The sequence below is a fragment of the Halohasta litchfieldiae genome, from assembly GCF_002788215.1.
Taxonomy (GTDB): domain Archaea; phylum Halobacteriota; class Halobacteria; order Halobacteriales; family Haloferacaceae; genus Halohasta; species Halohasta litchfieldiae.
Window position 1 is genome coordinate 664592 of the sequence record NZ_CP024845.1, and the last position, 22031, is coordinate 686622.

At 58.5% G+C, this 22031-nt stretch carries 17 protein-coding genes; 6 read left to right on the forward strand and 11 right to left on the reverse strand.

All coding sequences use genetic code 11. The annotated features are described in order from the left end of the window. Positions 1-585: 585 nt before the first annotated feature. Positions 586-1413: a DinB family protein gene (locus HALTADL_RS03335; protein WP_089672882.1), complete on the forward strand. Its 828-nt coding sequence runs from the start codon at positions 586-588 to the stop codon at positions 1411-1413. Positions 1414-1452: 39 nt separating this feature from the next. Here HALTADL_RS03335 and HALTADL_RS03340 read toward each other — a convergent pair whose 3' ends face one another. The 11 genes from HALTADL_RS03340 to HALTADL_RS03390 form a co-directional block, all read right to left on the reverse strand. Next, a complete protein-coding gene (locus HALTADL_RS03340; RefSeq protein ID WP_089672881.1) occupies positions 1453-3702 on the reverse strand; it encodes an NADP-dependent malic enzyme in 2250 nt (749 codons plus the stop codon). 161 nt (positions 3703-3863) lie between these two features. Continuing rightward, the gene (locus HALTADL_RS03345; RefSeq protein WP_089672880.1) at positions 3864-4931 is read right to left on the reverse strand and encodes a type II glyceraldehyde-3-phosphate dehydrogenase; all 1068 of its coding nucleotides are present in this window, start codon (positions 4929-4931) and stop codon (positions 3864-3866) included. Positions 4932-5074: 143 nt separating this feature from the next. After that, positions 5075-6040 (reverse strand): NAD(P)-dependent oxidoreductase, encoded by a 966-nt coding sequence (locus HALTADL_RS03350; protein WP_089672879.1) that lies wholly within the window; start codon positions 6038-6040, stop codon positions 5075-5077. Between the two features lie 176 nt (positions 6041-6216). Beyond that, positions 6217-7353: a citrate synthase gene (citZ, locus tag HALTADL_RS03355; protein ID WP_089672878.1), complete on the reverse strand. Its 1137-nt coding sequence runs from the start codon at positions 7351-7353 to the stop codon at positions 6217-6219. Between the two features lie 170 nt (positions 7354-7523). Continuing rightward, on the reverse strand, positions 7524-7730 hold the full coding sequence (locus HALTADL_RS03360; RefSeq protein ID WP_089672877.1) for a hypothetical protein: 207 nt from the start codon (positions 7728-7730) through the stop codon (positions 7524-7526). Positions 7731-7826: 96 nt separating this feature from the next. Then, positions 7827-9347 carry a tripartite tricarboxylate transporter permease gene (locus tag HALTADL_RS03365; RefSeq protein WP_089672876.1) on the reverse strand — a complete coding sequence of 507 codons (1521 nt, stop codon included), beginning with the start codon at positions 9345-9347 and terminating at the stop codon, positions 7827-7829. An 88-nt stretch (positions 9348-9435) separates the two neighbouring features. Continuing rightward, positions 9436-9954 (reverse strand): tripartite tricarboxylate transporter TctB family protein, encoded by a 519-nt coding sequence (locus HALTADL_RS03370; RefSeq protein ID WP_089672875.1) that lies wholly within the window; start codon positions 9952-9954, stop codon positions 9436-9438. A 63-nt stretch (positions 9955-10017) separates the two neighbouring features. Then, positions 10018-11067, reverse strand: a complete 1050-nt coding sequence (locus tag HALTADL_RS03375; protein ID WP_162551662.1) for a tripartite tricarboxylate transporter substrate-binding protein — start codon at positions 11065-11067, stop codon at positions 10018-10020. Between the two features lie 115 nt (positions 11068-11182). Then, positions 11183-12310, reverse strand: coding sequence for a mandelate racemase/muconate lactonizing enzyme family protein (locus HALTADL_RS03380; protein ID WP_089672873.1), 1128 nt, complete (start codon positions 12308-12310; stop codon positions 11183-11185). A 74-nt stretch (positions 12311-12384) separates the two neighbouring features. Next, the gene (locus HALTADL_RS03385; RefSeq protein ID WP_089672872.1) at positions 12385-13482 is read right to left on the reverse strand and encodes a zinc-dependent alcohol dehydrogenase; all 1098 of its coding nucleotides are present in this window, start codon (positions 13480-13482) and stop codon (positions 12385-12387) included. Beyond that, positions 13483-14283 carry an SDR family oxidoreductase gene (locus HALTADL_RS03390; protein WP_089672871.1) on the reverse strand — a complete coding sequence of 267 codons (801 nt, stop codon included), beginning with the start codon at positions 14281-14283 and terminating at the stop codon, positions 13483-13485. A gap of 180 nt (positions 14284-14463) precedes the next feature. On the opposite strand from HALTADL_RS03390, the gene HALTADL_RS03395 reads away from it, so the two are divergent. The 5 genes from HALTADL_RS03395 to ppsA all read left to right on the forward strand — a co-directional run bounded on the left by HALTADL_RS03395 (position 14464) and on the right by ppsA (position 21479). Further along, a complete protein-coding gene (locus tag HALTADL_RS03395) occupies positions 14464-15747 on the forward strand; it encodes an MFS transporter (protein WP_089672870.1) in 1284 nt (427 codons plus the stop codon). Positions 15748-15826: 79 nt separating this feature from the next. After that, positions 15827-17179 (forward strand): MmgE/PrpD family protein, encoded by a 1353-nt coding sequence (locus HALTADL_RS03400; protein ID WP_089672869.1) that lies wholly within the window; start codon positions 15827-15829, stop codon positions 17177-17179. 58 nt (positions 17180-17237) lie between these two features. Further along, on the forward strand, positions 17238-18005 hold the full coding sequence (locus HALTADL_RS03405) for an IclR family transcriptional regulator (RefSeq protein ID WP_089672868.1): 768 nt from the start codon (positions 17238-17240) through the stop codon (positions 18003-18005). 51 nt (positions 18006-18056) lie between these two features. Further along, a complete protein-coding gene (locus tag HALTADL_RS03410) occupies positions 18057-18458 on the forward strand; it encodes a universal stress protein (protein WP_089672867.1) in 402 nt (133 codons plus the stop codon). Between the two features lie 693 nt (positions 18459-19151). Continuing rightward, on the forward strand, positions 19152-21479 hold the full coding sequence (ppsA, locus tag HALTADL_RS03415; RefSeq protein WP_089672866.1) for a phosphoenolpyruvate synthase: 2328 nt from the start codon (positions 19152-19154) through the stop codon (positions 21477-21479). Positions 21480-22031 lie beyond the last annotated feature (552 nt).

Consider the following 22031-nt stretch of genomic DNA (forward strand, 5'->3'; position numbering starts at 1 on the left):
ACCATTTGGAACCGGTGAAATGCCTGAATATACACAAAGATTCAAAAATGGATCTTGGCTCGTGATATATCTCGCTTATTAGTCAACGTGTGAAATGACATTGAAAACTACAAGCGTCCTCATGGACGGGGCTTCATGCCTGATTATGTATTTCACCAGCATCGGGGCAGTTCCCAGCCCTCCGGGTCGACCTTTCAACTCGCCTCCACTCCTTGGAGCAGGACTGCGACCGCTTTCACTCCGAAAAGTGTCGCTTTCCATTGAGATCTATACTGAGCTGGAGCGACTGTGGCTGAAGCAAACAAGCCGGTTGGTTCACCGCTACTAGTTGTAGTCTGGAGCAGATGAGTCGATCAGTTCCGGTGCCGGGGCTATACTGAAATTTGATATAGCAGCATACAATTTATATCATAACCCCCCGGCGATTGAACGACTGTTTCGATACGGTTGTGGGCCTGCGTATCCGCATTTAGCATATCAAAAATACTCATTGGTTGCTTGGAACATAACTAATTATGTCGTTATTGATTACACTCCCAATCCCACACAATATATTTAAGCAAGTTACTACGTTTGATACTACTGATGAGTGCAACAGATACATCAATCCATCTCTACTGGGCAACCGGCTGTACGAGCTGTCTTCGAATTAAGGAGTTCTTAGAGCGCAATAACACGTCGTTTGTCTCGCACAACGTCATTCAAAAGGACGGATCGACGGACGCGGACGCCGAATCAACCGTTGGTATTCAGGGTGTCGACCCGGAGATCATGGACGAGATGGCCGAGCTCGGACTCCCACAACACGTCCCAATCGTGCGACGCGGTGAGGAGTGGGCCGATGGCAAGGATTTGGAGAACGTCGCCGAGCTGGTCGGCATCGACTACGACGCCGAGCCGCTGCCGGTCGAGGAGCTGTACCGTCGACTCACTGTCCTCTTGGAGACCACACAGGAGTATCTCGAACTCCTGCCGGACGACGAACTGGAGACCCATATCCCAAACCGCCCCCGGAGTTACGCCGATCTCGTCCAGCACATCTACAGCCTTCCCGATGTGTTCATGATGCATGAGGCGGGCGTCCCGATGACAGGTGTCCCCCGAATGGAACATCACTGGGACCACAACTCGAAGATCGCCCTTCGGACCTACGGCTCATCGGTCCAGGGACGGTTAGATGACTGGTTTGAGAGTGCGGGACAAACCTGTGATTGGTCCGAAACAGCAGATGTGTTCTGGGGCCAGCCGACAAAACACGCCTTTTTCGAGCGGACGACGTGGCACACCGGCCAACACGTCCGGCAACTGGAGTGGGTGCTCGAAGAGGTCCTCAACATCGAGCTTGAAGAGCCACTAGACTCGGCGTTGTGGGAGGATCTACCGATGCCCGAAAAGGTCTGGAACGACAACTAGACCATCGAACTTTGGACGGCAACCGGCTGCAGCTACTGTCTACTGATTTTGTGCGTCGACAACGGCCACACCGGCGAGGTTGACGATGTCTTTGACTTCGTCGCCGCGCTGGAGGACGTGAATCGGCTTATCCATGCCAACGAGCATTGGGCCGATGGCCTCCGCGCCACCGAGTCGCTGGAGCAGTTTGTAGACGATGTTGCCGGCTTCGAGGTTCGGGAAGATCAGTACGTTCGCCGGACCGTTGAGGTCCGAAAAGTCGTAGGTGCTGTCGACGATGTCCTCGACAACCGCCGTATCTGCTTGCATCTCTCCGTCGACGGGGAAATCAACGGTCGAATCGGAATGGAGCTGGTCGACGGCGTCTCGAATCTTGGCTGTCCCCTCGTTGCGAACGCTGCCGAAGTTCGAGTACGACAGCATTGCGGCCCGTGGCTCGACGTTGAAGCTCCGGGCGAGTTCGGCGGTGTGTTTCGTGACTTCGGCCAACACATCCGCATCCGGATTCTGGTTGACCGTCGTATCCGCACAGAAGACGACCCGGTTTTTGAACGTTAGCAGGTAGACGCCCGCCGCGTAGTTAGCATCCTCGGCGGTGCCGATCACTTGGAGCGGCGGTCGCAGTGCCGAGGGGTAGTGATGTGTGAGTCCGGTCAGCATGGCGTCGGCATCGCCCATTTCGACCATCACGCTGCCGAGGTAGTTGGTATCCCGTTCGACGAGATCGGCCGCCTCACCGCGCGTGATCCCTTTGCGTCGACGCAATTCGTGGAGGCGGTCGGCATACTCGTCGAGTGACTGGGCTTGGGGGTCGACGACTTCGGGCTCGAAAGAGAGGCCGAGTTGATCCGCGATCCGCGTAATTTCGCCTTCGTCGCCCAACAGCACGGGTTCGGCGATTCCTTCTTCCTCAAGCTGGTAGGCCGCCCGAATCATCTTTTCATCCGTCCCCTCGGCGAGAGCCACCCGTTTGGGATCGCTTTTGGCCTTGTTGAGCACGATCCGCATCATCTCGCGGGATTTGCCGAGTCGGGCTTCGAGCGTTTCGGTGTAGCTCTCGATGTCAATCTCCGTGCGCGCGACGCCGCTGTCGACGGCGGCTTGAGCAACGGCCGGGGCCACCTCGAACAGCACGCGGGGATCGAGCGGTTTCGGAATTACGTAGTCGGGACCAAACTGGAGCGGCTGGTCGCCGTAGGCTTTGACGACTGCGTCAGGGACATCCTGACGGGCCAACTCGGCCAGTGCCATCGCCGCTGCGCGCTTCATCTCCTCGTTGATATCGGTCGCCCGCACGTCGAGTGCGCCGCGGAAAATAAAGGGAAAGCCCAGCACGTTGTTGACCATGTTCGGGTAGTCGGAGCGACCGGTCGCCATGATCACGTCGTCATCACGGGCGGATTTGGCGTCATCGTAGGTGATCTCGGGGTCGGGGTTCGCCATGGCGAAGATGATCGGGTTGTCGTTCATCGATTGGACCATCTCCTGAGAAACGATGCCGCCGACAGAGAGGCCGACGAACACGTCAGCGCCCGCTACTGCGTCGGCAAGCGAGCCCTCGGGCACATCACGAGCGAATTCCTGTTTGAACTCGTTGATTTCGTCGCTCCGAGAGGTCGTGATGATCCCCGAGGAGTCGCACATCGTAATGTTCGACTTGGTGGCCCCAAGCGAGAGGTAGAACCTCGCGGTGGCGATGGCCGACGCGCCGGCCCCCGAAAAGACGATGTTGAGATCTTCGAGTTCTTTGTCCGCGATCTCGCAGGCGTTGAGCAGTGCTGCGCCCGAAATGATGGCTGTCCCGTGTTGGTCATCGTGGAAGACGGGGATATCCATCTGCTCGCCGAGTCGACGCTCGATCTCGAAGCATTCGGGTGATTTGATGTCTTCGAGATTGATTCCCCCAAAGGTTGGCTCCATCGGTGCGACTGCGTCGACGATCTCGTCGGCGGTGTCGAGATCGAGTTCGATGTCGAAGACGTCGATATCAGCGAACCGTTTGAACAGGACGCCTTTCCCCTCCATCACCGGTTTGGAGGCCTGTGCTCCGATATCGCCGAGGCCGAGAACCGCCGACCCGTTGGAGACGACGCCGACGAGATTGCCTTTCGCCGTGTACTGAAAGGCATCTCCCGGCTCGTCGGCAATATCCAGACACGGCGCGGCAACGCCCGGCGAGTAGGCCAAACTGAGGTCCCGCTGTGTGTTGGTCGGTTTGGTTGTCGCGATCTCTATCTTGCCCGGCGGATCTTGGCGGTGGTACTCCCTTGCATCGTCATCCATTCCCATACTACTCCGTTCGGTTCACGAGTCAAAAAGGTATGTATGAAGGTATCATGCTAAAATTGACATAGATCGAAGCACGTCGCTGTCGGTCGACTAACTGGCCACAGTTAGGTTTCACAGCCACGAGATACACCTCTCTGCTGGCTGATTAGATCGCTCTGTGGTTAGTCATCTGCAGGCTGTGGACTGCCGTGCTGGTGTGATCTCGTGTATTGTTGGGTCGTGTTCAGTCCGAGTCGGTCGTTGGTGAGTGCGATACTTTCGGCGGCGGTTTTGTGGCCGACGAGCGCGCGGATCGCATCGATGTTTTCGGGCACAACGTTCGCCTCTTGGTGGATCGATTGGAACAGGTACAGGTCGTTGCCCTCCATCGCAATCGACTCCTCCCAGAGACAGTTCTCCCACAGATCCCCCCTCGGTCGACCGGCGTCTTTGGCGAACTCTTTGAGTTTGGCAGTGCCGTCGATGCTCAGCTCCGGTGGCACGACAAAGAGCCGCGACTGTCTCGACAGCAGATCAGCAATTGCCGCAACCGACGGCGCGGACTCAAGTGTGAGGTTCACACTGTGCAAGTGCATGAGCGTTGCTGGAACGGTCACTCCGAGGGTGTCGATATCCACATCGGGGAAGATCGTCTGGACGTCAGGCCCGTGGTGTGAGGGAAGGGTCACCGGGTCCGGGAGAATGTCGTTGATCGGCCCGCGGTCAGTTTCGCCGGGGTCGCCACCACGCCGAATGAGTGTCGCCCGCGCTTTGTCGACGCCATACTCCCGGTCAATCGGCTCTAGGAGCCGCGAGAGTCCGGTCGTGTTGCAGGAGACGACACGAAGCAGGTCCGCGCCCACAGCGTCGTCGTAGTTTGCCTGAGCGACGAAACTTTCGTCGACAGTGTCCGGGGATTCACCGCCCTGAAGGATCGCTGGCGTGTCGTGTGCCTCGTAGAGCGAGCAGTTCTCCGCACCGACGCCCGACGGGGTGGCGTCGACGATTACGTCGCTTTCGTCGACGAGATCTGTAACCTCTCCGTGGAGATCAAGTCCGGCCTCAGTGAACTGGTGGGACCGCTCCGGGATCGCACTGTACAGCGGGTATCCCTTTTGAGCCGCCGTCTCGGCTTCGAAGTTTGGACGGGTTTTCGCCACGCCGATGAGTTGCATGTCGGGCTGGAGACGGATTCCGTCGGCAACACGTTTACCGATGGTTCCGTATCCATTCACCCCCACACGTATCATACTCCTATCTGCAGTGGCCGCACACATAATATTTCCGGTAAGTTTCAATGAGAAATTAACTCTGCGCCGAGTAACTCGTTGCGTATCGATTATGAGAGTACTAGCTATCGAATAAGATTGGTCGCCCGAACAATCACACGTTGCTAGGAATCCAGAACCTCCGGATTCGCGATATACTGCCGGTCGACGGCTTCTCCATTCAGAATTCGGAGCATATTTTTCGCGGTGGTTTCGAGCATCTCGGTTCGCGTTTCGACTGTTGCGCCCGCCAAGTGCGGTGTTACCGAGGCCGTCTCACAGTCGAAGATCGGATCGGTCGACTCCGGGGGTTCGCTGGGATAGACATCGATCACTGCACCGCCGATGGTCCCTGTTGTGAGTGCCTCGACCAGTGCGTCGTGGTCGACAACCCGACCACGGGCAGTGTTGATCAGCACGGCCGTCTCTTTCATCCGGTCGAAGGCCGCCGCGTCAATCATGTGGGTCGTCTCCTCAGTCAGTCGGACGTGGAGGCTCACGAAATCCGACTCCGACAACAAGTCATCCAGTTCAACTCTTTGCCCGCCGATTTCGTCGATTCGCTCTTGGTCGACGTAGGGATCGGCGACGAGGAAGTCGACATCGAACGGTTTGAGCCGTTTTGCGGTTTCGTAGCCTGCGGCCCCAAGGCCGACGATACCCACCGTCTTGTTTCGGAGTTCGGTTCCCCACCAGTCGGGCGACCGCCAGCCACCCGACCGGACGTGATCGCTGGCGTCCTGAAGATCACGAATATGCGAGATCACCGAGCCGACGACGAACTCCGAGACTGCAACCGCGTTCATTCCGGGCGTGAAAGCGATGACAACGTCGTTTTCGGTTGCAGCATCGAGATCGATGTTGTCGAGTCCGGAGCCGGGTCGACCGATCACACGCAACTCCGGGGAGGCCTCGAACAGCGTCGACGTATACTGGTTTTCCGAGTGGACGAACAGCCCGCTGGCACCCTCGGCGTACTCGATCAGCTCGGCATCGGTGTACTTGGTTTTCGGGACCACATCGAGATCGACATCGTCAAATGCGGATTCGATACGATCAACTGATCGAAAACTCACGATTTTCTCAGTCATCGACTGATTGTTCGCAACGACGGTATGTGACTTATTCGCCTCCTGATATACGATTGTCGACTATATCTTTCAGTTATGAATCTCTCCAGTATACCTGTCGTCACTCTGACTAATGTATGACTGAACTGGCGTGTTGGGCAGTTGGGGCTCTCGGTCACAAAGGCAGATCGCGTACGTTATCGCTCGTCGAGCGGCGTGACTGTCTTGCCGTGCTCGCCGACGTAGTCGCCCAGCGGGCGGATCAGTCGGTTGTCCTCGTACTGTTCGAACAGGTGGGCCAGCCAGCCGGCCATCCGCGAGATGGCGAAGATTGGTGTATAAATATCGATTGGGATGTCCATCACGTAGTACATGCTTGACGAGTAGAAGTCGACGTTCGGTTTGATGCCTTTCTCCTCGGCGAGATAACCCTCGATCTCGGTGCTGTACTCGTACCATTTGGTCTCGCCGGCGGCCTCGGCGAGTGCCTTGGATCGCTCCTGAAGCACAATCGCGCGGGGATCTTTGACTTGGTAGACGCGGTGGCCGAAGCCGGGAATCCGGTCGCCGCGGGCGATTGCATCGTCGACCCACTCGGTCGGGCTTTTATCGCTCGCGTCGACCGCCTGAAGCATTCGCATCACGTCGGCGTTTGCGCCACCGTGAAGCGGTCCGGAGAGCGCGGCCAGCGAGCCAGTCACGGAGCTATAGACCGTCGCAAGCGTGCTCGCGTTGACCTTGCCGGAGAACGTCGAGGCGTTGATCCCGTGGTCGAGATGGAGGACGAGCGCCATATCCAGCGTGTCGGCAACGACAGGCTCCGGCTCCTCACCGGTGAGCATGTAGAGGAAGTTCGCGGCGTGGCCCAGATCATCACGTGGGTCGACCGGCTCGTCGCCGTCACGGAGTCGAACGTAGGTTGCGATGATCGTCGGCAGCACAGCCGTTAACCGGATCGCTGCGCCCTCGGTATCGTCTCTGCTTCCGGCGGCCTCGCCTGCGTCCGGATCGCTTGCGGTGAGTGCCGAGACGGCGGTGCGAACCGCATCCATCGGGTCGTCGTTCGATTTGACCAACTCCGCTAGCAGTGTCGGGAGGGGCTCGGGCAGCGCTCGGTTGGCAGTCAGTTTCTCCGAGAAGGCATCGAGTTCCGCGGTTGTCGGCAGTTCGCCGTACCAGAGCAGATAGACGGTCTCCTCATAGCTCACCGTTCCGGCGAGCTCCTCGATTGGGTAGCCACGGTAGGTGAGCACCCCGGCCTCGCCGTCGACACCGCTCAGCTCAGTCGGGCCAAGAACGATCCCATCCAGTCCTGGATTGTAGTCCGCAGTCATACGTATTGATACCAGTCAATCGTGAAAAACATAGCGTTCGGTCAGCCAGTCAGCCGGGTCGACTGTCCTCACGGTTCAGTCGTTCGGCATGATAAATAGGGTGACAGCAACCGGGTCAGTGTCGACGGTGGCTGCGAGCGTCCGTTGTGGGGTGCCCCATGAGTGGACTCTCAGTCAGTTCCGTCACTGGTGGTGTTGTCCGCGTTGTCCGCGTTGTACTGCGCGAGTGCCCGCATCAGAAAGAACAGCCCGACTGCAAAGAACAGCCCGGACCGAACGAGATCCCCACTGATGAGCACCACGCCGATCCCGGTCGCGGCCAGAAAGATGCCTGCAAAGGCGTTGATCGGCAGTTGTTCGGCGGTGATATCTCCCATGTGTGTCTCGTGGTTCGGCCTGCGTGTTGATATGTCGTTCCGTTTGCTGTGAGGCGAGCGGTCGACCCACCTGCCCGGGTGAGTCGACTCCCTCGTTCAGTTCAGGAGGTCCGTTCTGCTTTCGATCACCCCGCGGACGACGTTCGAGATCGGCTGGATGAACAGCACCAACACGATCAGGACCCAGAGGATGATCGCAATCGTACTTCCGAAGAAGTAGCCGAAATCATTGCTGCTGATCAGCATGCTCCGGAGGAACGAGCCCTCGATGATGGGGCCAAGGATGACACCCAAGATCAGCGGGATCAACGAGTAGTCGTTTTCCCGCATGACGAAGCCGATGATCCCGAAGATGAACATCAGCCAGACGTCGAACATACTGCTCCGCATCGCAAACGCACCGATCACTGTCAACGCTAAGATGGCCGGGACGATCAGGTTCGCCGGCATCGTCACCACCCGAACGAGATACTTCGAGACCGCCAGCGCGGAGATCAACAGGAACACGTTGGCGACAAGCAGCGAGAGGATGATCACGTTCGCTTCAAGCGCGAAGTTCTGCATCAGCTGTGGGCCCGGCCGAAGCCCGTGGAGCAGCAGTGCCGCAAGCATCACGGCAGTCGTCCCGCTGCCCGGAATCCCGAGTGCAAGTGTGGGCACCAGCGAACCAGCCGTCACCGCACTGTTCGAGGCCTCGGACGCGATCACACCGTTGGGATTCCCTTCACCGAACGATTCGGGCTTGTTGGAGAGCGATTTCGCCGCGGCCCAGCTCACGAAGTTGGCCACGGACGTCCCTGCGCCGGGCATCGAACCGATGATGAGGCCGATCCCCATCGCCCGGAACAGCGCCACCGGTCGACTGATGACATATTTGACGCCGCTGAAGATGTCGGCGTAGGAGGTCTCTATCGAGTTGTCCTCACTGATAGCGGATTTGTTGATCAGGTAAAACAGCTCCGAGATGGCGAACAGGCCGACGACGACGGGGACGAACGGCACCTCGTCGTAGAGGCCGAAGTAGCCGAAGTCGAGTCGACGCTGGCCGGTCGTCGGGTCGACGGGCATCGCGGCGATCAACAGTCCGATGAAGCCGCCGATCAGGCCCTTGCGGATGTTGTCACCGATGGCAACCGCGACGGCTGCCAGCCCGAATATCCCGAGGACGAAGATCTCCCGGTTCGTGAAGAGGAACGCGATTTCGCCAATCGGCTGGAGCATGAAGAGGATAATAATCGCCGACACGAACCCGCCAACCACGCTCGCGAAGATCGAGATCCCGAGTGCTTTCGAGGCATCTCCCTGCTGGGACATCGGGTAGGCATCCAGCACGGTCGCTGTCGCGCCGGCTGTCCCGGGCGTGTTGATCAGCACCGCGGGGATCGCCCCACCGTAGTTTGCCCCGACGTAGATCGCCGACAGCGTGACAAGCGCGATCTCCGGGGTCATCGGCAGCGTAAACGGCAGCGCGATTGCGACCGTGTTCGTCCCCGTAAAGCCGGGGATCGAGCCAGCCAGCATACCGAAGGTCACACCGACCGCAATGAACACGAGGTTTTCGAGCGTCAACAGCACCCCCAGCGCCTCGCCGATAAGCTCGACCTGAAGCGGTATCATTGTGTCACCCCTCTCTGGGTCGTTGTTGAGCTCCCGCCAGCGGGGTTACAGTGCTGTCGTGTCGATTGTCGACGTAGTGAGTAGGTCGTCATAGTCCGAGTGGTCCCTGTGGTGGCCGCAACCCCATTAGCTGAACGAACATCAGGTAGACGAACACGAGGATCAGTGCCGTCGAGATGGAGATCCAGATCGGGTCTCGGCGTCCGCCAACAACCATCACACTGACCAGCCCGATGGCTGTCGCGATGAAGAAGCCAACAGGTTCGATCAGCCAAATGTAGATGATTGCGACGACCGTAAACCCAATCGAGCGCTTCCACTCGATGACTGCCTCACGGACGGATTCTTTGAATCCGAGATCGCTCTGATGGCCGAGCAGTTCCCGAATCTCGGTCGCGAACACGGTAACCGTCAGGACTCCGAGGATGCCGATCACGAAGTACGGGTAGTACAGGTTATCTAATCGGATTCGCCCGTAGGTGTTTTGGATGTACAGTATCGCTAAGATCACGCCGGCAATCGGAAATGCCAGCCTGAACAGGGCAATCGCACTCGTCGACCGAGCTGGACGATTCGTGGCCTCTTCTTCGGCCTCTGTTGATGTCATTGTGGGGTGTGTATCTTGTGGTCAGTATTCAAATAGAAGTGCAGACTACCGAAACCGTACCGTTTAGGACTGCACGTACTCGTCGAACAGTGGTGCGAAATCCCGGTAGGTTTCGTACGCACTCTGGAGGATGGCGTCGGTCTCCTCAGGTGTGTTCCAGACGAGTTTCCCTTCCTCGTCGATCTCTGCGAGGTCGGCTCGGTACTCTTCGTTCTCGTGGGCCGTTTTGAACGCTTGCTGGACCTGCTCGTAGCGGTCTGGGTACTCCTCGGCGGCCGCAGCCGAGACGTAGTAGAACTGGGTCCCGTTCGACGGCGCGTAGTTGATATCCGTGCCGAGCTCGTCGTTGATCGGTGGGGCGTCGTTAGTGAGGCCGGGCTCTGGGTTCTCTTCGGCGTAAATACAGAGACAGTGCGAGTCCTCCGCGATACTCGCACTGTTGTACACACTGCGTGCTGCAACGTCGATCTCGCCCTGGAGGAGCGCGGTTTGGGTGGCACCGCCACCGTCGAACGGAACGATGGTGAAGTCCGCCTCGGTCTGCTCCATCAGCTGAATGATCGACAGCACATTCCGGTTGGTCGGGCCGGATGCGCCGACCGTGATGTTGTTGTCGACCGAGTAGTCGACGAGTTCTTGGACCGTTCGGAATCGCTCTTCGTCGTCCCGCACACGGATGATCGCTGCCTCACCCGAAAGCGTGCCGAGCGGCTGGAGATCGTCGAGTGTGTACTGCGGTTCGGTGCCCTCGACCTCGTCGACGGCGACTGCCGCCGGTGTTGCTGGCGAGAGCGTGCCACCGATTCGCATCAGTTCCTCGTCTTGGGCGACGGTCGTCGCTGCGGTTCGTGTTCCGGCACCGGCACGGTACTCCGGAGAGAGGTTCGCGCCGAGAGCGTCCTCGAAATACTCCTGAATCTGTCGGAAATTAGTGTCGACGCCGCCACCTTCGGAGTACGCATTCACGAAGGTGAGCGAACTCGGTGGGTAGTCATCTCCGCCACCACCACCCCCGCCATTGCCTCCGTCTCCACCGAGACATCCTGCGAGACCAGCCATTCCAATCCCTGCACCAGTCAACTTCACAAACTGCCGTCTATTGGTATCAACCATTACAGACTCATCAAATAGCCCACCATACATATATATTTCCATTAATGGTGATATATATCTGACCTAACATTACGGTCAAAAAGGGTGACTCGGTCCGCAAACCGCCAGTCGGGAGTTAGTCGACGCGGTACTCTTCGAACACGTCCTCGTCGATGCGGACGCCGAGGCCCGGTTCTTCGGGTGGATCGATTGTGCCACCGTCGTCGACGTGGATCGCATCCTGGTTTTCGATGTACTGCCCCGCGATGTAGGTGCCGGGATCCTCGAGATCGTCGTCCAGCACGGCGAACTCGATCAGTCGACACTGTCTGCTCGCGGCGGCGACGTGGAGACTGGCCGCGTAGTTGATCGCCGGACCGAGTGCGTGGGGGACGAGTTCCTTGTCGAAGGCTTCGACGAGCCCTGCGACACGCATTGCGCCGGTGATCCCGCCGACGTAGTCGACCGATGGCTGGTAGATGTCCAACGACCGGGCCTTGAGGTGATCGAGTGCCGGGTAGTGTGGCGTGTGGGTCTGGTAGCCCGAGATCGGGACGGTGAACTTCCGGTTAAGTTCGGCTTGGCCGTCGAGATCGGTGTGAGAGATCGGCTCCTCGAACCACTCGACCTCGTACTCGCTGGCGGTTTTGGCGACTTTCGCCGCGTCGTTGTAGCTGTAGGAAGTGTTGGCGTCGATTGCCAGCCCGAAGTCGTCGGGGATGTTGTTCATGATCGTCTTGATGCGGTGACGATCCTCCTCGACACCGAACCCTGCGCCGATCTTCATTGCTTGGAACCCTTTCTCCGAGAGCCAGTCGGCGTAGTCGATCAGCTCTTCGGCGGTTTTGTCCGCCGGGAACGTCGCGTAGGCCTTCACTTCGTTTGTCTGGCCACCAAGCAGCTGGTAGAGCGGCTTGCCCGCGTCTTTGCCCTTGATATCCCAGAGCGCCTCGTCGATTGCCGACAGTGCGCCGTAGGCTCCGGCCCGCTTGACGTGGAGATACAGTTCGTGCCAGATCGCTTTGACGTCCTGTGGATCTTTGCCGACAATGTGGCGGGACATCGCATCGATACTCTCGGCGAGGAACTTGTTGTTCTCCTCCGAGCGGTAGAACGATTCCCCGAATCCGGTGATTCCTTCATCCGTGTGAACACGGACAACGACTGAGCTGATATCCAGCTCCCGAGCACCGACTTGGGCCGGCAACGAGGCGGCCTCGACAGCGCTGCCTAATACTGCTGTTTCTACGTTCGTGATTTCCATCCTACTCAGTTCGCAATCGGCGAGGGTAAAATAATTATCGATTATTAGGGATGTGTTCCCGATCTGTCCCGATGTCAGATACTCAGCTGTGCAGGTCCTTTCGCTCCGTATTTTGCCTTATTTGTGGTGATGTCGACGATCTCTTCGAACGAATCGAGCCCGGATCGTTCATGGGTCGTGTACTCCGAGATGGAGACGCGACCGCTGGCAACGAGTTCGGCCGCGAAGTTCCCCGTATCGCGTCCGGGGCCGGTCGGCGCGATTCCAGTCACCGGATTCTGCCATGTGACGCTCTTCTTGCGAACCGCTCGCGCGGAGAACGTCACGTCGCCGATGATGTAGCCGACCTGAACGACTGTTCCGCCGGCTTTGACCGCGCCCATCGCCTGTGCGATTGGATCGCTTCCATCGGTTGCGTGGGACTGATCGCCGCCGACAGCCTCAAAAACGACATCCGCACCGACTCCATCGGTGCGGGCCATGATTTCGTCGACCGGGTCACACTCGGTTCCGTTGATCGGGTGAAGTCCTCGGTCGGCTGCGAGTTCGAGTTTCTCGGCGTCGATGTCGACGACCAACACCTGCTGGGCTCCCTCCGCGAGCGCGAGTTGCGCACACTGGTATCCCATCACGCCGGTGCCGATCACTGCGACGATGTCGCCGGACAGAATCCCGCTGTCCCGCACACAGAGCACCGAACTCGCCAACGGCTGGAGCGCCGCGACCTCCGAATCGGTGAGTGAATCAGGCACGGGCCGCAACGCCTCGGCTGGCAGTGCGGCGTACTCCGCGAGCGCGCCGGGGATATCGTAGCCGATGTAGGTTTTCGAGGGACAGTAGCGTTTGAACCCCGACTCGCAGTAGCCACACTCGTTGCAGGGGATCTTGCCCGGCGCGTACACTCGGTCCCCGACAGCTAGCTGGTCGACCTCCGAGCCGCAGTCGACAACTGTGCCACAGAACTCGTGGCCGAACAGTCGGGCCGGGCCATCTGCCAGTCGCTCGGCGATCACCTCGGCGTGGGCAATCGACTCGCCCTGATAGAGGGCGCACTCGGTCACGCTGAGTTGGACGCGCTGGATTTCGAGGAGGACTTCATTTGCGGCAGGAGTGGGTCGGTCGACCTCCTCGACGCTGGCCTCGCCGAAATCGTGACAAACGACCGCTCGCATCTAGATCACGCCTTCGAGCCAGCCGCCGTCGATGCGGAACACTTCGCCGGTGACGTAGCTCGCGCGCGGCGAGGCGAGGAACGCAACCGCGTCGGCGAACTCCTCGGGCTGGCCCGGTCGGTCGAGCAGCACTTCGTCAGTTCGGCTCTGAAGGGCCTCCTCGATGGAGATGCCGCGGTGTTCGGCGCGGCGTTCGACCTTGTACTCGATTCGCTCGGTCATGATGAACCGCGGCGTGACGCAGTTGGCTCGCACGTCGGGAGCGTACTCCTTGGCAATCGTTTTGCTGAGGCCATAGAGCCCAAGCCGGAACACGTTCGAGATGGCGTGGTTCTCCGGCGGCTCGCGGGCCGACGCGCTCGTGACGGTGATCAGCGAGCCGATATCGCTGTCGACCAGCTCCGGCAGTGCGGCCTGCGAGAGCATCACGTTGCTCTTGATCACGCCCTCGTAGGAGTCGTCCCACTGCTCCTCGGTGGCCTCGTCGAGGGTGACTGCCGGTGGGCCGCCGTGGTTGTTGACCATGATGTCGAGACTGCCGAAGGTGTCGACCGTCTGCTCGATTGCGGCCTCGATTTCGGCTTGGTCGGTGATGTCGCAGGGGAGCGCGAGCACTTGGTCGTCGTCGACCGCTGGCTGCTCCTCACAGAGTCGGTCCTTCGCCTCGTCGGCTCGCTCGGCGCTCCGAGAGGTGACGACGACGTTTGCGCCTTCGGCGGCGAGTCGGGCCGCACTCGCAAAGCCGAGGCCCTGGCTTGAGGCTGCAACGAACGCTGTTCTGTCGACTAAGTCGAGGTCCATACACTCTGCTGTAGCGAGGTACCCATAAATGTACGCCTCGACAGACTGTCGAAAATGCGTTTATTTTCCTGAATTCGCCTACGTTCGATCCTGTCGACCGAGGTTGGTCTCTATTGGCGATGAGGTTTCGCGGCGAATCCCAACTGAAACGCATAAATCAGTGGACTGAATTCTGGGAGTATGTCCCTCTCACTGTCTCGTCCATCTCTCGGCTCAGTTCGTCGGTTCCTCAGAACCTACGATCTCGTTTTTCTGGTCGCGTTTCTCTGGTTTATGGTGCAGTTTCTCCGATTCATCTTCCCACCGCTGTTCGGGACGTTTCAGGATGTCTACGGCGTTTCGAACACCCAAACCGGGTTGTTGTTCACCCTGTTGATGTTCGGCTACTCGGCCATGCAGTTCCCCGGCGGTTGGCTTGGGGACCGCTTTCACGAGGTTTCTGTGATGGCCGGTGGCGCGCTCCTGTTTGCGCTGGCCGCGGTGTTTGCTGGCTTTGCACCGACATTCACCCTCATTATGGTCGCCGCAGTCGGGATCGGTATCGGCACTGGGATTCACAAAACGGTCGCCATCGCCTATCTCTCGCGTGTGTATCCCGAGCGAACCGGACTCAGCCTCGGGATCATGGACACCATCGGGCAGTTCGGCGGCATGCTCGCGCCGATTGTCGTCGTCGGATTGCTTGCGAGTGTGCTCCCGTGGGAGAGCGTGTTTTTCATCGGCGCTGCGGTGAGTGTCGTTCTCGCTGCCGCGTTGTTCTACCGTGCCCATCCGAACAAGGGGTACGAACGACGCGACCAGCAGGGCGCTGTCGACCACCCTCCCGACGACGATGTCGACCAGCCTACTTCTGAGACCCCTGACACCTCAAGCGAGACCGAGACAGTCGACGATCCGGATGACGCGACATCGTACCTCGCGATTTTCTCGGACCGAAAAATCCTGTTGTTTCTGGCGGTCACGATGTTGTTTACGTTTTCGTGGAACGGACTCTCGGCGTTCTTCCCGCTGTTTTTGGCCGACGAAAAGGGGCTGTCGCCGAGCGTTGCGGGGATCGCGTACAGTCTGCTGTTTGCAGCCAGCGTCAGCCAGACGGTGACCGGCGGCGCAAGCGACAGGGTCGGCAAACTCGCCATCTCGCTGCTCCTGTTCGGCGTCATGATCGGCGGGCTGATTGCGCTGCTGGTCACTGATTCGGTCGTCCTCATTCTCGGGTTAACTGTGATCACCGGAATCGGCTTCCACGGCTTCCGGCCGGTGCGTGATTCCTACCTGATGGATCTCATCCCGCCAGAAATCGGCGGTGGCACGCTCGGCATCGTCAGAACGGGGATGACCGCTATCGGTGGCGTTGCGCCGGTCGTTATCGGCTATCTGTCCGATGTCTTCGGCTTCGTCGTCGCCTTTGGACTGATCGTCTGTGTCCTCGCTTGCGGCGGGCTCCTCATCGTCGTCCTGCGATAAGCTGGTTTTCACGACAGTCGTTTTATGCTTTCACAGTCGTACACGTATATTTATGTATGTCTCCACGTAGAGTAGCTGTATGGGCGAGACAGCAGCGCTTGCAGAGTACACCGTTAGTATCGAATACGAAGACATTCCGACAGAAACAGTCGACCACGCCAAGAAGGGGATTCGAGATTTCCTCGGTGTCGCCGTCTACGGCTCGCATCACGAGGTCGGCGACCAGATCATGGGCTACGTCGACCGCTGTATGAGCGGCGAGGAGTCGACGGTCATCGGGCGAGGGACGGCGAGTCCGACGGGGGCCGCACTCGCCAACGGGGCCTTCGGGCATGCCATCGACTACGACGACACGTTCGAATCCATTGTCATCCATCCAAGCTCACCCGTTTTCGGCGCAACGCTCGCGGCTGGCGAGGTCGCTGACGCCGATGGCAAGGATCTGATCACCGCCTACACCGTGGGCCTTGAGGCGGCGTTCCGTGTCGGTCACAGCCAGTATCCGAATCACTACCAGAACGGCTGGCACAGCACCGGGACGGCTGGTTCATTCGGCGCGGCCGCATCCGCAGCCCATCTGCTCGATCTCTCGGTCGACGAAACGATTGCGGCGTTCGGCATCGTCGCTTCCGGCTCCTCGGCACTCAAAAAGAACTTCGGGACGATGACCAAGCCACTGCATGCGGGCCATGCGGCCGAGATCGGTGTTCGGTCGGCACTGCTGGCGGCTGAGGGCTTTACGTCGGATGACGCAATCTTGGAGGGGCCGATTGGCTACGGCGAAGTGATGACTACCGATGGTTCCTACGATCCGAGCGAGATCACTGAGGATCTCGGCGAAGAGTGGGCTGTCCTCGATCTCGGCTTCAAACCGCACCCATCCGGCGTCATTACCCACGCCGCGATGGATGCGCTCCGAACGCTCGTGATCGACCACGATCTCACGCCCGAGTCGGTCGACGGGATCACGGTCGCACTCGACGATGCGGCCTCCGAAATGCTCCACCACGCTGATCCGGGCGACGCGCTCCAAGCTAAGTTCTCCATCGAGTTCTGTCTCGCGGCAATCCTCCGCGAGCAGAAGGCGGGCATCCACGAGTTCACCGATGAGTACGTGAACCAGCCCGAAACGAAGGAGGTCATCGCCAAAATCGACCGTTCGTTCGAGGAGAACCTCTTCGATGCCCACTACGCGAGCTACGGGGCCCGCGTCACCGTCGAAACGGCAGACGGTGAGACGCTTGTCAAAGAAGTCAAACACCATCCGGGCAGTCCGAACAACCCGGTCAGCGAGGACCGACTGCAGGCGAAGTTCGACGAATGCGTGCTGACCGTGCTGAGCGACGACGAGACCGCGGAGCTTGCGGACGTCATCGCTTCGCTCGAAACCGATGGGTCGGCCGACGACCTCATCGGTCTCCTGCGTCCGTAGGTCGCTGCAACTCGAACTCGGGGAACCCTTTTTATTATTCGCTTACAACGAACAGTGTATGAGCGACCCCACGAAGGATCGGTCGGTGAAGTCGACGCGGACGACATTCAGAATCATCGAGGCACTGGAAGCCAGCGACGGGGCACGCCTCACTGATCTCGCTGCTGATCTCGACTTAGCGAAGAGCACGGTCCATCAGCAGCTGTCGGCACTCGGTGAGATTGGGTATGTCGTCCAAGAGGGTACGGAGTACCAGTTGGGGCTCAAGTTCCTTGACCTAAAAGAGTATGTCCGCGCGCGCAAGCCCGCGTACAAACTCGCCGAACCGCTGGTCGAAGAACTCGCCGACGAAACTGGCGAACGCGCCCAGTTTTTCGCCGAAGAACACGGCCGTGCCGTCTACGTCCATACGAAACAGGGCGAACACGCCGTTCAGGCCGACCGCCGCGTCGGCAAACAGCGGTATCTCCATTCGAGTGCCGGTGGGAAAGCGATCTTGGCGCATCTACCGGAAGAGCGAATCGAGGCCGTCATCGAACAGTGGGGGCTGCCACAGGAGACCGACAACACACATGCGACGCGCGAATCGTTGTTCGAGGATCTGGCTGAAATCCGCAACCGTGGCTACAGCCTGAACAAGGCCGAATCGATTAGTGGGCTCTGGTCGGTTGGTGTGCCAGTGATGGGGCCGGACGGACTCCCGGTCGGCGCGTTTAGTATCTCCGGACCCCGACACCGCATGAAAGCCGACCGAATCCATGACAGTATGGTCGACCTCCTGCTTGGCACCGCAAACGAACTCGAACTGAACATTGCATACTCCTAACATTTCAACCATCATATACACTTATTTCAACGCACCACATCTACAGTATGTATGGTAGTACTCGCAGCTATTAGTGATGCAGACACGGACGAACAGATTTTGGCAGAGGCAGTAAAACTCGCCGACGCGTTCGACGACGAACTGCATGTCGTCCACGTCCGATCCTATGATTCGCTTTCGGACACAGAGCAGGATGCAACCGACAAGACCGTCAAACAACAGACGAAGGCTATCGCAGCCGCCGCAGTCGAAGACGTCGACAGATCGGTCGTTCCAGTCGGTCTCATTGGTCAGCCAGCAGCCGAGATCCTGGAGTATGCCGAGGAGATCGACACACGGTATCTCGTGATCGGCGGCCAAAAGCGCTCGCCGGTCGGGAAGGCACTGTTTGGCAGCACGACACAGAAGGTACTGTTGGGTGCAGAACGGCCCGTTGTCACCGTCATGGGCTGAGTGTACCCTCATATCGTCGACCGCGAAATTGGCCCATTTTATACGACGCAGTACACCGCCAGCCCCGGAGTGTCCACGAGAGCGATCCGGAGACGAGAGAACCGTTCAGTCGACTGTTGACCCTGTTCGTTGATAACGAACCCTGTTGTGGCCCAAAGACAGAAAGGATTCAAATCATACAGGATAAATCATGATAGATTTGAAACGGGCTGAGGCATCGAGATCGATTCCTCCGAATCAATCTGTTCGAACCCGGTCACAGAGCAGATATTCGCGAATTCGTTCCTGACGAATTATTCCCCAGAGATCTTATTACATACATATGGTTGTAATACATTCTGCGGAGGCACACAGTGGAATATGTCAATAATATCAATTCCATACATAGACGTATATTAGCACAAAACAGAACTCGGGATTAGATGTAGATAGTAATTTATTGCGCTAATCTTTACAACCGTATGTGTGTAATATTAGTTCGGAATGAAACAGCTGGCAGTGTTCGACAGTGATCGAGTCTGGAGAGAGCAGCCGTGGCTGCGATACGAAAACGGCTTCACGGTTCGTTGTGAACGAAATTTTCGTGGCAGACATCCACATAGGCATCTTACTCGGAACTGAGTGTCGTTTTATTCAACATTATTGTTAACAATAGATTCATTACCCAGCCCCTGAACAGGGTTCATACAGTCAATGAGTATCCAATGGCTCGACAACGTACGGTCGACCGATCTCGAAACGGTCGGCGGAAAGGCAGCCTCGCTGGGCGAGTTGACCGACGCCGGACTCCCCGTTCCACCGGGGTTCGTCGTGACCGCCGACACCTACCGGACGTTCCTCGAGGCCTCCGAGATCGACGAGGAACTGTTTGCCGGTCTCGACGTTGATCCCGACGATGACGCCGGGCTCGCGGCCGCCGCGTCGGCTGGGCGTGAGCTGATCAGAGAGACACCGCTCCCGGAGTCGGTTCGGGACGAGATCATAACTGCCTACCGGTCACTCGGAGAGGGTAGTGACGCGGAAAACAAGCCGTTCGTCGCTGTTCGCTCGTCGGCAACCGCCGAGGACCTGCCGGATGCTTCCTTTGCAGGCCAACACGGTACCTATCTCAACGTCACCGAAGACCTGCTTGTTCGGCGCGTCAAGGAGTGTTGGGCTTCGCTGTTCTCCGAGCGCGCGGTCCACTACCGAAACAATCAGGGGTTCGCTCACGACGCCGTCGACATCGCGGTCGTCGTCCAGCAGATGGTCGACGCCGAGAAATCCGGCGTGATGTTCACCCGACATCCCTCGACTGGTAACAGACAGATGATCGTCGAGGCCGCATGGGGGCTCGGCGAAGCCGTCGTCTCGGGGACGGTATCACCGGATCACTACGAGATCAACCCCGAGACGGCCACGATCACCGAGTCGACCATCGCGGACAAAAAACAGCGGATGGTCAAAGATCCCGAGACGGGCGAGACCGCACTCCAACCGGTGCCCGAGGCGGATCGAACCGCACAGGTGATCACGGATGCCGAGATCGAACGACTCGTCGAACTCGGGCAGCTCGTCGAGGACCACTACGGTGAGCCCCAAGATGTCGAGTGGGCGATTCTGGATGGAGAGGTGTTCATGCTCCAGTCCCGGCCGATCACGACCATCAGCGAGGGAGACGACACCGAGCAGGCCGCAAACGGTGGTCCCACTGAATTACAGTCGACTGACGCCACCGACAGTGAGACAGCTGAGGGTGGCGACGAGATCCTCGTCCGTGGTGTGAGCGCAAGCCCCGGAACCGGTTCCGGAGCCGTGCGGATCATCAAAAAACTCGATCATCTCGACCAAGTGACCGACGGCGACATCATCGTCAGCAAGATGACGATGCCGGATATGGTGCCCGCGATGAAACGGGCCGGAGCCATCGTCACCGACGAGGGCGGGATGACCTCACACGCCTCGATTGTCTCCCGCGAGATGGGCGTCCCCGCAGTCGTCGGCACTCAGGACGCGACGCAGGTGTTGGAAAACGGCCAGCAGATCACCGTCGACGGCGATATGGGCATCGTCCGTGCGGGCGGCACCGAGGACGACGAGCCAGCAGTCCAGCCGGACCCGCTCGAATCGGTTCGCCCACAGACGCCGGTCAAACCGATGACTGCCACCGAAGTCAAAGTGAATCTCTCGATTCCGGAAGCCGCCGACCGGGCGGCCGCGACCGGCGCTGACGGCGTCGGACTACTGCGTATCGAACACATGGTGCTCTCGCTCGGCAAGACGCCCGAGCAGTATATCGAAGATCACGGCGAGGACGCCTACATCTCGGAACTCGTTGAGGGGATTCGGACGGTCGCCGAGGAGTTCTATCCTCGACCGGTTCGGGCACGCACCCTCGATGCGCCAACCGACGAATTCCGCGAACTGAAAGGCGGGGAAAACGAGCCACACGAGCACAATCCGATGTTGGGCTACCGAGGCATCCGCCGGAGTCTCGACAACCCCGAGCCGTTCCGCTGTGAACTCAAAGCCTTCAGTCGACTGTTCGAGATGGGCTACGACAACGTCGAACTCATGGTGCCGCTGGTCAACGACGCCGAAGATATCGAACGCACCAAGCACCTCATCGAGGAGGTCGGCATCGATCCGGAAAAGGCCCGCTGGGGCGTGATGATCGAGACACCCGCCAGCGCGCTTCTCATTGAAGAAATCGCCGCCACCGGCGTCGGTTTCGTCTCCTTCGGGACCAACGATCTCACCCAGTACACACTTGCGGTCGACCGAAACAACGAACACGTCGCAGAGCGGTTCGATGAACTCCACCCCAGCGTGCTCAAACTGATCGGCTCGACCATCGAAACCTGCCGCGAACTCGGCGTCGACACCAGTATCTGTGGCCAAGCCGCCTCGAAACCGGCGATGGTGAAATTCCTCGTCGAACAGGGGATTAATTCGATCAGTGCCAACATCGATGCCGTGCGGGACGTCCAACACGAGGTTAAACGGGTCGAACAGAAACTGCTGCTCGACTCGGTTCGCTGAGAGATGTCGCTGTCGATCTTGACCGTCTGTGTCTACTCTACATACGCTGAATTATAATATTTCAATGTATATTTGAAAAATTATAGTTCTTGCAGCTACTCCACACAGGGGCATAAATTAGTCGACGCCTACCGAGATGCAAGTCTGATAGCGTGTTGTAAAGAAATCACGAACACAGTGCTGGTTGTCCCAAAATACCATAGAAAACCGTCTAATACCAGTGAAATCCAAATTATACCATTTAAAACCATACATAGAGTATCTGCCAACTAGGACCAACGTATACCGGCCAGTACGGTGTTCGTTTGACAGCGGAGTCATAGAAACATCAGTAAAAATAGAAGAATATGAAACTACTAAATAGAATATGTTTGTATCTCCGTCTGTTGTCCGATAGCTTGGGAGCACGTTCCTGTCATCGTACTCACGGTGAGGATTGTGATAGCCTCTCGGTCGCTGCGGACCGAAGCTGTTGGGGAGCGTCCGTACTGAAACGTGGTCCCTTTCGTCCCGATGTGCTGTGCCCAAACACCATGCCTAAATCCGACGCCA

Bases quoted from the DNA above. Each gene is read 5' to 3' on its own strand.
- HALTADL_RS03335 (WP_089672882.1), top strand. From the start codon at position 586: ATGAGTGCAACAGATACATCAATCCATCTCTACTGGGCAACCGGCTGT.
- HALTADL_RS03340 (WP_089672881.1), bottom strand. From the start codon at position 3,702: ATGGGAATGGATGACGATGCAAGGGAGTACCACCGCCAAGATCCGCCG.
- HALTADL_RS03345 (WP_089672880.1), bottom strand. From the start codon at position 4,931: ATGATACGTGTGGGGGTGAATGGATACGGAACCATCGGTAAACGTGTT.
- HALTADL_RS03350 (WP_089672879.1), bottom strand. From the start codon at position 6,040: ATGACTGAGAAAATCGTGAGTTTTCGATCAGTTGATCGTATCGAATCC.
- citZ (WP_089672878.1), bottom strand. From the start codon at position 7,353: ATGACTGCGGACTACAATCCAGGACTGGATGGGATCGTTCTTGGCCCG.
- HALTADL_RS03360 (WP_089672877.1), bottom strand. From the start codon at position 7,730: ATGGGAGATATCACCGCCGAACAACTGCCGATCAACGCCTTTGCAGGC.
- HALTADL_RS03365 (WP_089672876.1), bottom strand. From the start codon at position 9,347: ATGATACCGCTTCAGGTCGAGCTTATCGGCGAGGCGCTGGGGGTGCTG.
- HALTADL_RS03370 (WP_089672875.1), bottom strand. From the start codon at position 9,954: ATGACATCAACAGAGGCCGAAGAAGAGGCCACGAATCGTCCAGCTCGG.
- HALTADL_RS03375 (WP_162551662.1), bottom strand. From the start codon at position 11,067: ATGGTTGATACCAATAGACGGCAGTTTGTGAAGTTGACTGGTGCAGGG.
- HALTADL_RS03380 (WP_089672873.1), bottom strand. From the start codon at position 12,310: ATGGAAATCACGAACGTAGAAACAGCAGTATTAGGCAGCGCTGTCGAG.
- HALTADL_RS03385 (WP_089672872.1), bottom strand. From the start codon at position 13,482: ATGCGAGCGGTCGTTTGTCACGATTTCGGCGAGGCCAGCGTCGAGGAG.
- HALTADL_RS03390 (WP_089672871.1), bottom strand. From the start codon at position 14,283: ATGGACCTCGACTTAGTCGACAGAACAGCGTTCGTTGCAGCCTCAAGC.
- HALTADL_RS03395 (WP_089672870.1), top strand. From the start codon at position 14,464: ATGTCCCTCTCACTGTCTCGTCCATCTCTCGGCTCAGTTCGTCGGTTC.
- HALTADL_RS03400 (WP_089672869.1), top strand. From the start codon at position 15,827: ATGGGCGAGACAGCAGCGCTTGCAGAGTACACCGTTAGTATCGAATAC.
- HALTADL_RS03405 (WP_089672868.1), top strand. From the start codon at position 17,238: ATGAGCGACCCCACGAAGGATCGGTCGGTGAAGTCGACGCGGACGACA.
- HALTADL_RS03410 (WP_089672867.1), top strand. From the start codon at position 18,057: ATGGTAGTACTCGCAGCTATTAGTGATGCAGACACGGACGAACAGATT.
- ppsA (WP_089672866.1), top strand. From the start codon at position 19,152: ATGAGTATCCAATGGCTCGACAACGTACGGTCGACCGATCTCGAAACG.